Genomic DNA, 15,016 nt, shown 5'->3' with positions numbered 1-15,016 from the left:
ATCCAAGATTTTGTTGCACTTGGCATTGCCCACTCATATTTTTGAGAATCAGTTGCTAATTCCATTCAGAGCTGGAGCTGGATGTGCTGTTACTGCACTGGCAACACTAGCTGTAGTGGTAAATCCAACACCTAAAGCGCTTACAGAGAATAGGACTAAGGTCTTAGTACTCATTCTTTTTTTCATAGTACTTCTCTTTAAATTTATATTAGTGAAGAATGAGAAAATCTTCAATAATTATAGTAACATGTTTTATTCTAATTTCAAACTATTTATAAAAGATGTTTAGTAAGAAAATAAGGTTTTTTCTATTTTGAGAATAGGTGTGAATGTTTGTAGATTTTACTATAGGAAAACATGGGGGAGTGGTTGCTTCAATATTTATATTTATTCAGAACTAGCAGCTTCATACGCTTGTCGTGGTCTATAAAGGATTAGTTGACCAAGCAAGTGCCTTGTGTTATACTGAAAAAATGGTAGAATCATACAGTAAAAACGCAAATCACAATATGCGCCGACCAGTTGTCAAAAAAGAAATTGTAGAACTGATGCGAACACGTCAAGCGCAAAATACAGGCTTTTTAAAAGAATTAGAAGACTTTGCCCGCAAGGAGAATATTCCCATTATTCCCCATGAAACGACGGCTTATTTCCGTCTGTTGATGCAAGTCTTACAGCCTGCTTCTATCTTAGAAATCGGAACTGCTATAGGCTATTCTGCTCTCTTAATGGCAGAAAATAGTCCGGCCTCCAAGATTACGACGATTGATCGTAATGAGGAGATGATTCGTCTTGCCAAAGAAAATTTTGCCAAATACGATACCCGACATCAGATTGAATTGCTAGAAGGAGAGGCTATGGATATCTTGCCTAATTTGGCAGATGATAGCTATGATTTTGTTTTTATGGATTCGGCCAAGTCCAAGTACATCGTCTTTTTGCCAGAAGTGTTGAAGAAGGTGAAGCTGGGAGGGGTAATCATCCTCGATGATGTCTTTCAAGGTGGAGATGTGACGCGTGCTATCACAGAAGTTCGTCGTGGCCAGAGAACGATCTATCGAGGCCTGCAACGATTGTTTGATGCGACCCTAGATAACCCAGATTTGACAGCGAGTCTGGTATCGATGAGCGATGGCTTACTCATGCTTAGAAAAAATGTAGATAAGGTGGGCCTTCGTACAGAAGAAATTTAAGTAAAATTTAAGCATTTGTGGTATAATGAGACAGTCAATAAAAAAGGAGAAGCAATTCATAATGAAGACTAAAAACATTCTTGCGGGGGCTGTGACCTTGTTTGCAGCAGTGACGCTAGCCGCATGTTCAACTGGGACCAATAAAGATATTGTGACCATGAAGGGGAATACGATTGATGTATCAGAATTTTATGAGCGTGTAAAGACCAACCAACAAGCCCAACAAGTTCTTTTGTCTATGGTTATCAATGATGTATTTGAAGAGCAGTATGGGAAAAAGGTTTCTTCAAAAGAGGTAGATGAAGCCTATGATAAAATGGTGAAGCAATATGGGGAGTCGCTCACGGCAGCTCTAACTTCAGCAGGATTGACGCAAGAGACCTATAAACAACAAATCCGTGCCAACAAGTTGGTTGAATTTGCAGTAAAAGAAGCTGCTGAAAAAGAATTGACGGATGAAAAGTACAAAGAACTTTACGAGGCTTACACGCCAGAGGTAACCGCTCAGATCATCAAGCTGGGTGATGAAGCAAAGGCCAATGAAATTTTAGCGCAAGCACAGGCCGAAGGGGCAGACTTTGCTCAGCTGGCGAAGGATCATTCGACGGATACCGCAACGAAAGAAAATGGTGGGACCGTTAAATTTGATTCCACTTCTACTACGGTACCAAATGAAGTAAAAACGGCAGTCTTTGCCTTAAACGACGGTCAGGTAGGGGCTTCTGTTGTCAAGAGTGTGAATCTTTCAAACTATCAAACGAGCTACTATGTAGTAAAGCTAAATACCAAGTCAGAAAAGGCCGCAGATTGGAAAGAATACAAGGATACCTTGAAAGATAGCTTTATCAAGTCAAAACAAAATGATGCAACATTTGTGAAAGGGATTATTTCAGAGGCCTTTAAGACAGCTAATGTCAAAGTGAAAGATCAAGCCTTCCAAGGCATCATGTCACAGTACATCACAACTGGAGATTCCTCAAGTGCTTCAAGTTCTGCTTCTTCAACAGAGGCGTCAAGTAGCTCTGAGACTCAGGAATCAAGTTCAGATCAATAAGATTAGGAATGGGTGTTCAAACTCCCTTATATATCAATCGTTTCGTTTGCTTTTAGGACTAGGAAACGAGTTGCAGGCTGTTGAAGGTTGGAAATCATACCGACAATAGTCAGTAACAATCGTTGAAGGAATAGAAGAGACGCAGCTGTTTCGGCTTTAGTCAATGATAGCTGTGGCTACCTTTAGGTATAAACGAAATGATTATAACAGAGAATTGGCGGTCGGTGCGAGCCATATAAGGTTGAACATCTTGCTACTTAATCGAGGACAATTACATAGAAATGAGAATGACAAGGTCATTGAATGAAGGTGGTACCGCGGTTTTTCGCCCTTCGTTAGTGTCCTTGTCTTTTCTTTTTGGAGAACACCTACTCACTGAACATCACCATCATGAGAACATACAAGTTACGATATAAATAAAAAAGGAGATTGGAAAAATGAAACAATTATCGAGTGCACAAATTCGCCAAATGTGGTTGGACTTCTGGAAGTCGAAAGGACATGCTGTAGAACCATCTGCTAATCTTGTCCCAGTTAATGACCCAACGCTTTTATGGATTAACTCCGGGGTAGCCACCTTGAAAAAATATTTTGACGGTTCGGTTATTCCTGAAAATCCACGTATCACCAATGCCCAAAAATCTATCCGAACCAACGATATTGAAAACGTTGGAAAAACAGCCCGCCACCATACGATGTTTGAAATGCTTGGCAACTTCTCCATCGGTGATTATTTCCGCGATGAAGCTATTGAGTGGGGATTTGAACTCTTAACGAGTCCAGAATGGTTTGCGTTCCCTAAAGAAAAACTGTATATGACCTATTATCCAGATGATAGAGATTCCTACAATCGCTGGTTAGCTCTGGGAGTTGATCCGAGTCATTTGATTCCACTGGAAGATAACTTCTGGGAAATTGGTGCGGGACCTTCTGGACCAGATACAGAAATCTTTTTTGATCGTGGTGAAGCCTTTGACCCAGAAAATATTGGCATTCGTCTCTTAGAAGAAGACATTGAAAATGACCGTTATATTGAGATTTGGAATATTGTTCTCTCTCAGTTCAATGCGGATCCAGATTTGCCGCGTTCTGAGTACCAAGAATTGCCGAATAAAAATATTGATACAGGGGCAGGCCTAGAGCGCTTAGCAGCTATTTTTCAAGGGGCTAAGACGAACTTTGAAACAGACCTCTTCCTACCTATTATCCGTGAAGTGGAAAAACTGTCTGGCAAGACCTATGACCCAGACGGGGATAATATGAGTTTCAAGGTGATTGCAGACCATATCCGCGCCCTTTCTTTTGCGATTGGTGATGGTGCCCTCCCTGGAAACGAGGGGAGGGGATATGTCCTGCGTCGCTTGCTCCGCCGTGCCTCTATGCACGGTCAACGCTTAGGGATTACAGAACCGTTTCTATATCGTTTAGTGGAAACCGTTGGTCACATCATGGAAAGCTATTACCCTGAGATCCTTGAAAAACGTGCCTTTATTGAGAAAATTGTCAAAAGTGAAGAAGAATCATTTGCACGGACCATCCATACAGGTTCACAATTTGCGGAGCAGTTGATGGATAAATTGACAAAAGAAGGTAAGACAGTTATTGACGGTAGTGACATCTTTAAACTCTACGATACCTACGGTTTTCAAGTGGAGCTGACAGAAGAATTGGCTGAACACCGCGGTATGACCCTTGACATTGCAGGTTTTGAAGTGGCGATGCGAGAGCAACAGGAGCGTGCACGTGCTTCGGTTGTCAAGGGTGGTTCAATGGGGATGCAAAATGAGACTCTAGCCGCTATTATAGAACCCTCAACCTTCGTTTACGATACAGATGAATTGACAGCAAACTTGTTGGTAATGATTACGGGGAATGAGCGTGTGGATTCTCTAGCAAGTGGAGAGGCCCTACTGGTCTTTGATCAGACACCTTTCTATGCGGAGATGGGAGGACAGGTCGCTGACCATGGGGATATTGTGGATGAAGCTGGTCACCTGGTGGCTCGTGTGACAGATGTTCAAAAAGCGCCAAATGGTCAAGCGCTCCATAAGGTTGAAGTCCTTGGAGACTTGCGCACAGGTGCAGTCTATACCCTAGCCATTGATACCGCTCGTCGCCATCGCGTAATGAAAAACCATACGGCGACCCACTTGCTTCACGCAGCCCTACACCGGGTCATCGGTAGCCATGCGACCCAGGCTGGCTCACTCAACGAGCAAGAATTCTTACGCTTTGACTTTACGCATTTTGAAGCAGTAAGGACTGAGGAACTTCGTCGTATTGAAGAAGAAGTGAATGCACAAATCTGGGCTACCCTTCCAGTTGTAACGGTTGAAACGGATATTGAAACGGCTAAAGAGATGGGAGCGATGGCTCTCTTTGGTGAAAAATACGGGAAAGAAGTTCGTGTTGTTACCATTGGAGACTATTCTATTGAGCTCTGTGGCGGAACACATGTAGGAAATACGGCTGAAATTGGACTGTTCAAAATTTTGAAAGAAGAAGGAATTGGATCTGGAACACGCCGTATCGTAGCTGTAACCAGCCGGGAGGCCTTTCTTGCTTATCGCGAAGAAGAAGAATTACTGAAGGCAGTGGCTTCAACCATCAAAGCACCCCAAATCAAAGAAGTACCAAACAAGGTCGCAAGTCTCCAAGAACAGCTGCGTGAATTACAAAAAGAAAATGCTAGCCTGAAGGAAAAAGCTGCAGCTGCTGCAGCTGGTGACATATTTAAGGATGTCAAAGAGACAAAGGGTGTGCGCTATATTGCACATCAGGTGGAAGTATCAGATGCAGGTGCTCTTCGGACTTTTGCTGATAACTGGAAACAAAAAGATTATTCGGATTTATTAGTGCTGGTTGCAGCGATTGGAGAAAAGGTCAATCTCCTTGTCGCAAGTAAGACAAAAGAGGTGCATGCTGGAAATCTAATTAAACAACTCGCACCGATTATCTCCGGACGAGGTGGAGGAAAGCCGGATATGGCCATGGCAGGAGGAAGTGATGCAACTGCCATTAGCCAACTCTTGGCAGAAGTGGGCAATCAATTATAAGATGTGAGGACGTTAAAAGGTGTAAGTGAAAATAGGAATTCTGGCGCAGAGTCTAACAGAGAGTTTACTGAGGCAAACTCCTATTTCCCGCCTTCAAAGGTATACTATACCTTTGAAGCTAGGAAGAATTATCTTTTTCACACAGACCTTAGTCTGAACTCAGTTACATAAGATACAAAGCCCATGTAAAAAGCGATCGAAAATAGGAACCTGCCAGAATGTTTGGAGAACATAAGGCGGGCTCCTATTTTTTCAATGGTTTCAAGCCAGTTTTTCTCTTCGAGAAAAACAAGAAAACCACCAGCATAGTTGGTGGCTGATAAGGTTGTGAGCCTCCATTTCTTTTTCCTGCTATCACTAAAGAAAAGAGAAATGAAGAGACTATAGACCGTAGAGGTAATCGTCATCCTGCATGGCTTCTACACTACCTAAAAGATAGCCGTTTCCAACTTGGGAGAAGAAATCATGGTTGGATGTACCTGTTGAGATACCATTCATGACAATCGGGTTGACATCGTCGGCTGAATCAGGAAAGAGTGGGTCTTGCCCTAGATTCATGAGTGCCTTATTGGCATTGTAGCGAAGAAAAGTTTTGACTTCTTCTGTCCAGCCAACACCGTCATAGAGACTTTCTGTATAGCCCTCTTCATTTTCATAAAGTTGATAGAGGAGGTCGTACATCCAGTCTCGGAGCTTATCTTGCTCTTCTTCTGATAGCTCGTTAAAACCGAGTTGGAATTTGTAGCCGATATAGGTTCCGTGTACGGATTCATCGCGAATGATGAGTTTGATGATTTCAGCCACATTGGCGAGTTTGTTATTGCCGAGATAGTAGAGTGGCGTGAAAAAACCGGAGTAGAAGAGGAAGGTTTCCAAGAAAACACTGGCAACCTTTTTCTCTAATGGGCTACCCGTTTCATAGATTTCATTGATGATGCGAGCCTTGCGTTGAAGGTATTCATTGCTATTGGTCCAGTCGAAAATGTCATCAATTTCAGATTTTGTGTTGAGGGTTGAAAAGATGGAAGAGTAGGATTTAGCGTGGACCGATTCCATGAACTGGATATTATTATAGACAGCCTCTTCGTGTGGTGTCCGAATATCTTGACGAAGTGCCTGGACCCCTGTTTCAGATTGGAGAGTGTCAAGAAGGGTCAAGCCTCCGAAAACTTTTCCAACGAGGTCTTTTTCTTCAGCACTTAGCTTGCGCCAATCATCCAAGTCGTTGGAGAGTGGGATACGGGTATCGAGCCAGAATTGCTCGGTCAACTTTTCCCAGGTGGATTTGTCAATCACATCTTCAATAGCATTCCAGTTTATGGCTTTGTAGTAGGTGGTCATTTGATTCTCCTCAGTTGATTTGGTGAACATTAGTACATGGTTCTACCAGATTCGGTATCTGTTGTGACTTCTTGGATACTGTCCCAATGCTCGACGATTTTGCCGTTTGCGTCAAAGCGGAAAAAGTCCATGGTGATGTACTCCTTATTGTCAGGCTCTCCCCATATTTGATGAGTATGAAGGGCGACGAGATCGTCTTGAGCAACTGCCCGAACAAACTCAATGGATTTTTCTGGATATTCAGCCTGCATGCGCTCAAAATAAGCAATGAAGCCATCAGGTCCATCTTCCACATGGGGATTGTGTTGGCGATATTCGCTTCCTATATACTCTGCAACAGCTTTTGCGGGATTTCCTTCAAAGGCTGTTTTGTAGAAAGTGATAGCGGCTTGTTTATTTTGTTCTAACTGAGACATTAGAATTCCTTCCCATAGTTCTTCTTTATGGCTTTATAGTCGCATTGTCTACACAGCCTTTTAAACGTGCAGTCAAGCAAAGATAGTTCTGTTGATAAGGCGACTATACTGTTTACCAACGGTTAGTGGGGCAAAGAGAATGGGCTATCTTACCAATTCCGTCATGTTATGAGTTAGTATGTTAGATTACACAGCTTTCGCATTGATTTGCCCCAACCTCGTCACCATCGTCTGTAAAGGTACGGACATAATAGATCGATTTGATGCCTTTATTGAAGGCATAGTTTCGTAAAATCGACAAGTCGCGTGTGGTCTGCTTGTTTTCTGTTTTCCATTCATAAATACCTTTTGGAATGTCGCTGCGCATGAAAAGCGTAAGAGACAGACCTTGGTCAACATGCTCTGTCGCAGCTGCATAGACATCGATGACTTTTCGCATATCCATATCATAGGCCGACTTGTAGAATGGGATGGTTTCTGTTGCAAGACCCGCTGCCGGATAGTAAATCTTACCGATTTTCTTTTCCTGACGCTCTTCAATCCGTTGGGTAATCGGATGAATAGAGGCAGAAACATCATTGATGTAGCTGATGGAGCCGTTTGGAGCGACTGCTAGTCGATTTTGGTGGTAAAGCCCATCTGCTTGTACCTGATTACGAAGAGCAATCCAGTCCTCTGCACTCGGGATAAAGATTCCTTCAAAGAGTTCTTTGACGCGGGCAGATTGTGGTTGATAGTCACCGGTGATGTATTTGTCAAAGTAAGAACCATCTGCATATTTTGATTTTTCAAAGTTATGGAAGGTTGTTTTACGTTCCCGGGCAATAGTATTCGACTCCACCAGAGTCCAATAGTTGAGAAGCATAAAGTAGATATTGGTAAACTCCACGGCTTCTACTGAGCCATAATCAATCAAGTTTTGGGCAAGGAAGCTATGTAAGCCCATCGCTCCGAGACCGATTGAATGCGCCTGACTATTTCCGTGTTTAATTGATGGAACAGCTGAGATATGTGAGTGGTCCGTTACGTAGGTCAGGGCGCGTGTCATAGTGCGGACAGAGCGACCGAAATCAGGCGATTTCATAAGGTTGACAATGTTGGTTGAGCCGAGATTGCAGGATACGTCCGTCCCCATTTTGAGGTATTCTTGAGAGTCGTTCAATTTGCTTGGCACCTGTACTTGAAGAATCTCTGAACAGAGATTAGACATGATAATTTTACCATCTACAGGGTTGCTACGGTTGGCAGTATCGATATTGATGACATAGGGATAGCCAGATTCTTGTTGGAGTTTTGAAATTTCTGTCTCCAGATCACGGGCTTTCACCTTGGTCTTGCGAATGTTTGGATTGGCCACCAACTCATCGTATTTTTCGGTAATGTCAATGTAGCTGTAGGGGACACCGTACTCACGCTCGATGGAATACGGGCTGAAGAGGAACATATCTTCATTTTTGCGAGCCAATTCGTAGAATTTGTCTGGAATAGTAATCCCAAGAGAAAGCGTTTTGACGCGGACTTTCTCATCGGCATTCTCTTTTTTAGTAGAAAGAAAGGCGATGATGTCTGGGTGGAATACATCAAGATAAACAACTCCTGCTCCCTGACGTTGGCCTAATTGGTTGGAGTAAGAGAAGCTGTCCTCAAACAACTTCATGACAGGGACGACCCCTGAAGCAGCCCCTTCGTATCCCTTGATTGGCGCCCCAGCTTCACGCAGATTACTAAGGGAAATACCAACTCCTCCACCGATACGAGAGAGTTGGAGAGCAGAGTTAATCGAACGTCCAATTGCATTCATGTCATCTGTCACCTGGATAAGGAAACAAGAGACCAATTCTCCGCGACGTGCTCGACCAGCATTTAAGAAACTTGGAGTGGCAGGCTGATAACGGAGATGAATCATTTCATTGGCCAAGTCCATGGCCAAGTCCTCATTGCCTTCTGCAAAGTACAGTGCGTTGAAGAGGACACGATCCTCCATGCTTTCTAAGTAGTAAGCCCCGTCGTTTGTCTTGAGGGCATACTGGTTATAAAATTTATAGGCCGCCATAAAAGATTTGAAGCGGAAATTTTGCGCCTTCAGGAATTGTGCTAGTTTTTCAATAAAAGCAGGGGTGTATTGCTCTAAAAAGTCCTGCTCAAGATAGTTTTCCTCTAACAAATATTGGATTTTATCTGTAATGCTAGCAAAGGATTTGGTATTTGGTAGTACATTTTCCTTAAAAAAGGCTTCAAGGGCTTCTTGATCTTTATGAAGTGGGATTTGTCCGTTGATGGGACGATTGATTTCATTGTTTAGGCGGAAGTAGGAAACATCCCCTAAGTCTTTCAAACTCATACATGAACTCTTTCTATGTTTTTATAGTAGCTGGTTAGGCTGAAACAAGATGTTTTAATTTTCCAGGTTGGAAGCCAGAGAAGCTCTCTGTCTCTGTCTCAATGACAGGGGCGGCAGAAAAACCTAGACTCTTGACATGATCGATAAATTCAGGTTGTTCATCAAGGTTGATTTCCCTGAACGAAATCTGGTGTTGGTCCAAGAACCGTTTGGTCATCTTGCATTGGACACAATCATTTTTTGAATAGACAGTAATCATACAGTTCTCCTTTTTTTAATCACTCATATAGGATACAATGAAACAGGGAAATTGTCAACCGGGAAAACTAAATATAGTGTTCTTTCGGAAAGATAGACACAATATATAGTACAAAAGGCGGTCTTATGCAGTTTGAAAGCGGGTCTGCGTTGCTTACAGAATCTTTTCATATTTTTGCATATAAAAAATTATAGAGACCCAGGTTTTGGCTGAAAGGGATTATTTGTAAGAACGATAAAAAATTCTTGAAAATGATTTCAAAAAATGGTATAATGTCCTTTGTAAGGGTTATCACAATGAACCTTCAATATTGAAAAAATAAAAGGAGAATCCAAATATGGCTTCAAAAGATTTCCACATTGTGGCAGAAACAGGTATCCACGCACGTCCAGCAACTTTGCTTGTGCAAACAGCTAGCAAATTCGCTTCAGATATCACTTTGAACTACAAGGACAAGTCAGTAAACCTTAAATCTATCATGGGAGTTATGAGCCTTGGTGTTGGTCAAGGAGCAGATGTGACCATTACTGCTGAGGGTGCTGACGCTGATGATGCGATCGCAGCGATTACTGAAACAATGGACAAGGAAGGATTGGCATAAGAGTATGACAGAAATGCTTAAAGGAATTGCAGCATCTGATGGTGTTGCGGTTGCTAAGGCATACCTACTCGTTCAACCAGATTTGTCGTTTGAAACTGTTACAGTTACAGATACAGATGCAGAAGAAGCTCGTTTGGATGCTGCTTTAGAAGCGTCAGAAAACGAGCTTTCTGTTATTAGAGAGAACGCAGTAGCAAGCCTTGGTGAAGAAGCGGCAGCTGTTTTTGATGCCCATTTGATGGTTCTTGCAGACCCAGAAATGGTCGGTCAGATTAAAGAAACCATCCGTGCGAAGAAAGTGAATGCTGAAAGTGGCTTGACAGAAGTTACAGACATGTTTATCGCTATCTTTGAAGGGATGGATGATAATCCCTACATGCAGGAGCGTGCGGCAGATATTCGGGACGTGACCAAGCGTGTCCTTGCACACTTGCTGGGTGTTCGTTTGCCAAACCCTGCAGCGATTTCAGAAGAATCCATTGTGATTGCGCATGACTTGACACCGTCTGATACAGCACAGTTAGATAAGAACTTTGTAAAGGCATTTGTAACGAATATCGGTGGTCGTACAAGTCACTCAGCCATCATGGCTCGAACGCTTGAAATTGCAGCTGTTCTCGGTACAAATAACATTACTGAAATTGTAAAAGAAGGGGATATTCTTGCGGTAAATGGGATCACTGGTGAGGTCATCATCAATCCAACCGAAGAAGAAATTGCAACATTTAAGGCGGCAGGTGAAGCCTACGCTAAGCAAAAGGCGGAGTGGGCGCTGCTGAAAGATGCCCAAACTGTCACAGCTGATGGTCAGCATTTTGAGCTGGCTGCCAATATTGGTACACCGAAAGATGTTGAAGGTGTTAACGATAATGGTGCAGAAGCTGTGGGACTTTACCGTACAGAGTTTCTTTATATGGATTCGCAAGATTTTCCGACAGAAGAAGAGCAGTATGAGGCTTACAAGGCTGTTCTTGAAGGAATGAATGGAAAACCGGTTGTTGTTCGTACAATGGATATTGGTGGAGACAAAGAACTTCCTTACTTTGACCTTCCGCATGAAATGAATCCTTTCCTTGGTTTCCGTGCTCTCCGTATCTCTATTTCTGAGACAGGTAACCAAATGTTCCGGACACAATTAAGAGCCCTTCTTCGCTCATCTGTTCATGGGCAATTACGCATCATGTTCCCAATGGTAGCCTTGATTACGGAATTCCGCGCAGCAAAAGCTATCTATGAAGAAGAAAAAGCGAAATTGCTTGCCGAAGGTGTAGCGGTTGCAGATGATATTCAAGTAGGTATCATGATTGAAATTCCAGCAGCGGCCATGCTTGCGGATCAGTTTGCCAAAGAGGTTGACTTCTTCTCAATCGGGACAAATGACCTTATTCAGTATACCATGGCTGCCGATCGGATGAATGAGCAAGTATCATACCTTTACCAACCTTACAATCCATCCATCCTTCGCCTTATCAATAACGTGATTAAGGCAGCGCATGCAGAAGGTAAATGGGCTGGTATGTGTGGAGAGATGGCGGGAGATCAACAGGCAGTACCCCTTTTAGTAGGGATGGGCTTGGATGAGTTCTCAATGAGCGCAACTTCTGTCCTCCGTACACGTAGCTTGATGAAACAGTTGGATACTGCTAAAATGCAGGAATATGCAAATCGTGCCTTGACAGAGTGTGCGACAGCAGAAGAAGTCCTTGAGTTACAAAAAGAGTATGTGACTGTGGATTAAGCCAATCCTTCTGTGATATATCACTCGAAAACAAAGAGGTCCAATGGGACCTCTTAGATTGAAGAAAAGGTCCATCTTGGCTCACTTTCTTCAATCTTTTTCTTTTGCTAAAAAAGATAAAACTCTTAAACAACTGCAATATCAGTATTTTTAAGACTTGTTTCAAGCCAATGTTCATACTCTGAATTGGCTATTTTTCTATAGCTTATACTCAATAAAAATGAAAAGTAGACTAGCTTTCATAATTGAGAATTGTGAAAGGTTGGAAATAAGATTAGCATCGCTAATTTCCTTATAATCGAAGGCCAAGGTAGTTGAAATAAGAGAAGATACAAAGGGCGTATAAAAAGCGATTGAAAAATAGGAGGCTGCCGCAGTGTTCGATGAACACGAGAAAGCCTATCTTTTTTCCGAGCTTTTAGCCCGTGTTCAATTAAGATGTGAGGACGTTAAGAAAATGTAAGTACCCAAAGGGCATCCATATCTGTAAAGCAGGCAAAGCCTGCAACAGCTACGGCAAAAATAGGGAATTGGGGCAGGTGACTTCGACAACCGCTAACCTCGCTGTCTAATTTTTAGGCTCGGGTAGAAATAGTCACTCCTCTGACTATTTCTATCTTTTTCACACAGACCTTAGTCCGAACTCAATTCCACAAAATACAAAGCCCGTAAAAAACTCCAGTGGAGCTTTTCAGTCTATTTCTTACCTTCAATTACTAAATAATCTATAGAATTATTTTACTTCCCTGACTAGATTCGCTTCTTAGTCTTTAGGATCGGGCTTCTGTGGTCACTTTCTTGTTTTTCGGTGACCAGTTGAAACAGTTCACCGAACTGTTTCAATCTCATCTGTAATTGGCTAAAGCCAAAACAGCTGCCTATCTTTTTTGCACAGAGTTTAGGGCGTGTAAAAAGCGACTGAAAAATAGGAGATTGACGACGTGTTCGTTGAACACGAGGAAATCTATCCCTAAAGAGATTCTCAGCTGTAATCAGCTAAAGCTGAAACATCTGCCTATCTTTTTTCCGAGCTTTTAGCCCGTGTTCAATTCACCGAGACTCTTGACAACCTTTTAAAGAGTATTAGAGGGTTTATCGACGTTCTAAGAGGTCTAGTGGACCTCTTTTTCATGAGTCGGGTATGCGGGTGTTTTTTGCGATAGTCTTTGATACTCTGCGAAAATCAAAATGATGTAGTCTTTTTATTGACTATAAATATAGAGCAAAAGATTATGGTGTATTCATTATTTTCTAGAATACAACGACGGGCTTGTTCCTCCTAAAATGAGGAACAAGCCCGTCGTTGAAGTATTGATAATGTCGTTATCCGTTGAGCAGGGACTGCTCCGTTTTATGACTTATGGTAAAACTTGTTGTGTTGGTAATTAGGGTCGAAGGTGACGTTGATACCGAGTTTGCGGAGGACATTGCGGTCTTCTTCTGGCAAGGTCACGGTAGAATGGCATTCGCTTCCTTTTAAATTTCCTAGTTGTTTCATAGCCAGGTCTGCTTCAGGTTTATTCATAGCGGTAATGGCAAGGGCGATTAGGAGTTCACTAGAGTGCAGACGTGGATTACGATTCCCGAGGTGATTGATTTTGAGATTCTGAATTGGTTTGACATACTCAGGCTCGATTAGATGGGTTGTCTTGTCAATCTTAGCGAGATTTTTGATCGCATTGATGATGACGGCGGCGGAAGGTCCAAAGAGGTCAGAGGTTTTTCCTGTCACAATCTCCCCGGTCGGTAGCTCAATCGCAAGGGCTGGTTGGCCGGTTGCTTCAGCCTTTGCCCGCGCAGCAATCGTTACTTTGCGGTCGCTTGCTGAGACGCCAACTTCATTCATCAAGAGTTCAATTTTTTTCACAGCTGACTCTGGGACACGCTCGGCCTTGAAATCTACCAGGGTCTGGTAGTAGCGACGGATGATCTCCTCTTTAGAAGCAGCGATGGCAGCTTCTTCATCCACGATTGAATAGCCTACCATGTTGACTCCCATATCAGTCGGTGATGCGTAGGGAGACTCAGCCAAAATGCGTTCAAACGTTCGATTGAGTACAGGGAATACTTCAATATCACGATTGTAGTTGACGGCTGTCTTGCCGTAGGTTTGCAAGTGGAAAGGGTCAATCATATTGAGATCATCTAGGTCTGCGGTTGCGGCTTCATAGGCGAGATTGACTGGATGATGAAGGGGTAAATTCCAAACGGGGAAGGTCTCGAATTTTGCGTATCCAGCCTTGATGCCATGTAGTTGATCGTGGTAAAGCTGGGAGATACAGGTTGCCAACTTACCAGATCCAGGTCCCGGTGCAGTCACCACAATCAAATTGCGACTGGTTTTAATATAGTCATTTTTTCCCATCCCTTCAGGGGAGATGATATGGTCAATGTCTGACGGGTACCCCTTGATAGGGTAATGGAGGTAAGACTGGATACCATTTTTTTCTAACTGGTGACGGAAAGTATCGGCGGCTGGTTGGTTTGTATACTGGGTAATGACAACAGAACCGACATAGATGTCTAGGTCGTTAAAAGTGTCAATCAGGCGTAGCACCTCTTGATCGTAGGAAATACCAAGATCGCCACGAGCCTTTGAATGCTCGATATTACTCGCATTGATGGCAATGACAATCTCTACCTGCTCCTTTAATTCCTGTAGGAGTTTGATTTTGTTATCTGGCTCGTAACCAGGTAGGACGCGAGCGGCGTGGAAATCTTCCAGCATTTTCCCGCCAAATTCCATGTACAATTTTCCGTCAAATTGCTGGATGCGCTCTAAAATATGGTCACGCTGTAATTGTAAGTATCTAGTTGAATCAAAAGCAATTTTTTTCACATTTTTCACCTCTTTTAAGATTATAATAAAAAGTCTTTAAAAATAAAACGATTTGCCGTTATTTTTGTAAAAATAAAAAATTAAATAAATACTTAATTTTTATAAAGTTATTATTGACTTATTGAAGAAAAGGTGTAGAATAGAAGAAAATAACTGTTTCGTACAGGGTGAAGTGAGA

At 42.6% G+C, this 15,016-nt stretch carries 11 protein-coding genes; 5 read left to right on the top strand and 6 right to left on the bottom strand.

The genetic code is table 11. From position 1 onward, the window contains the following. Window positions 1-48: 48 nt before the first annotated feature. Window positions 49-186, bottom strand: coding sequence for a hypothetical protein (locus tag BVE84_RS10825; protein ID WP_158071994.1), 138 nt, complete (start codon window positions 184-186; stop codon window positions 49-51). Between the two features lie 287 nt (window positions 187-473). Here BVE84_RS10825 and BVE84_RS02060 point away from each other — a divergent pair, with 287 nt between their 5' ends. The 3 genes from BVE84_RS02060 (at window position 474) to alaS (ending at window position 5,303) form a co-directional block, all read left to right on the top strand. Further along, a complete protein-coding gene (locus tag BVE84_RS02060; protein ID WP_076995486.1) occupies window positions 474-1,193 on the top strand; it encodes an O-methyltransferase in 720 nt (239 codons plus the stop codon). A 58-nt stretch (window positions 1,194-1,251) separates the two neighbouring features. Next, complete coding sequence (locus tag BVE84_RS02055; RefSeq protein WP_076995485.1) at window positions 1,252-2,247, top strand: peptidylprolyl isomerase; 996 nt, start codon at window positions 1,252-1,254, stop codon at window positions 2,245-2,247. Window positions 2,248-2,684: 437 nt separating this feature from the next. Beyond that, window positions 2,685-5,303, top strand: a complete 2,619-nt coding sequence (gene alaS / locus BVE84_RS02050) for an alanine--tRNA ligase (protein WP_076995421.1) — start codon at window positions 2,685-2,687, stop codon at window positions 5,301-5,303. A gap of 381 nt (window positions 5,304-5,684) precedes the next feature. Here the strand turns inward: alaS and nrdF are convergent, their stop codons facing one another. The 4 genes from nrdF to nrdH all read right to left on the bottom strand — a co-directional run bounded on the left by nrdF (window position 5,685) and on the right by nrdH (window position 9,660). Continuing rightward, window positions 5,685-6,644 carry a class 1b ribonucleoside-diphosphate reductase subunit beta gene (gene nrdF / locus BVE84_RS02045; protein ID WP_076995420.1) on the bottom strand — a complete coding sequence of 320 codons (960 nt, stop codon included), beginning with the start codon at window positions 6,642-6,644 and terminating at the stop codon, window positions 5,685-5,687. Window positions 6,645-6,673: 29 nt separating this feature from the next. Continuing rightward, on the bottom strand, window positions 6,674-7,060 hold the full coding sequence (locus tag BVE84_RS02040; protein ID WP_076995419.1) for a nuclear transport factor 2 family protein: 387 nt from the start codon (window positions 7,058-7,060) through the stop codon (window positions 6,674-6,676). Between the two features lie 181 nt (window positions 7,061-7,241). Further along, window positions 7,242-9,401: a class 1b ribonucleoside-diphosphate reductase subunit alpha gene (gene nrdE / locus BVE84_RS02035; protein WP_076995418.1), complete on the bottom strand. Its 2,160-nt coding sequence runs from the start codon at window positions 9,399-9,401 to the stop codon at window positions 7,242-7,244. A 34-nt stretch (window positions 9,402-9,435) separates the two neighbouring features. Further along, entirely contained in the window at window positions 9,436-9,660 is a 225-nt protein-coding gene (nrdH, locus tag BVE84_RS02030) for a glutaredoxin-like protein NrdH (protein WP_076995417.1), read from the bottom strand. 337 nt (window positions 9,661-9,997) lie between these two features. On the opposite strand from nrdH, the gene BVE84_RS02025 reads away from it, so the two are divergent. Both BVE84_RS02025 and ptsP read left to right on the top strand, forming a co-directional pair. Next, window positions 9,998-10,261, top strand: a complete 264-nt coding sequence (locus BVE84_RS02025; protein WP_018378296.1) for a phosphocarrier protein HPr — start codon at window positions 9,998-10,000, stop codon at window positions 10,259-10,261. A gap of 4 nt (window positions 10,262-10,265) precedes the next feature. Continuing rightward, window positions 10,266-11,999: a phosphoenolpyruvate--protein phosphotransferase gene (gene ptsP / locus BVE84_RS02020; protein ID WP_076995416.1), complete on the top strand. Its 1,734-nt coding sequence runs from the start codon at window positions 10,266-10,268 to the stop codon at window positions 11,997-11,999. A 1,351-nt stretch (window positions 12,000-13,350) separates the two neighbouring features. Here ptsP and BVE84_RS02015 read toward each other — a convergent pair. Next, entirely contained in the window at window positions 13,351-14,838 is a 1,488-nt protein-coding gene (locus BVE84_RS02015; RefSeq protein WP_076995415.1) for a DUF1846 domain-containing protein, read from the bottom strand. Between the last annotated feature and the right edge of the window lie 178 nt (window positions 14,839-15,016).

Source organism: Streptococcus azizii, from assembly GCF_001984715.1.
GTDB classification, from domain to species: Bacteria; Bacillota; Bacilli; order Lactobacillales; family Streptococcaceae; genus Streptococcus; species Streptococcus azizii.
The sequence above is the reverse complement of the archived record's forward strand: the minus strand, read 5'-3'. Positions and strand labels throughout refer to the sequence as shown.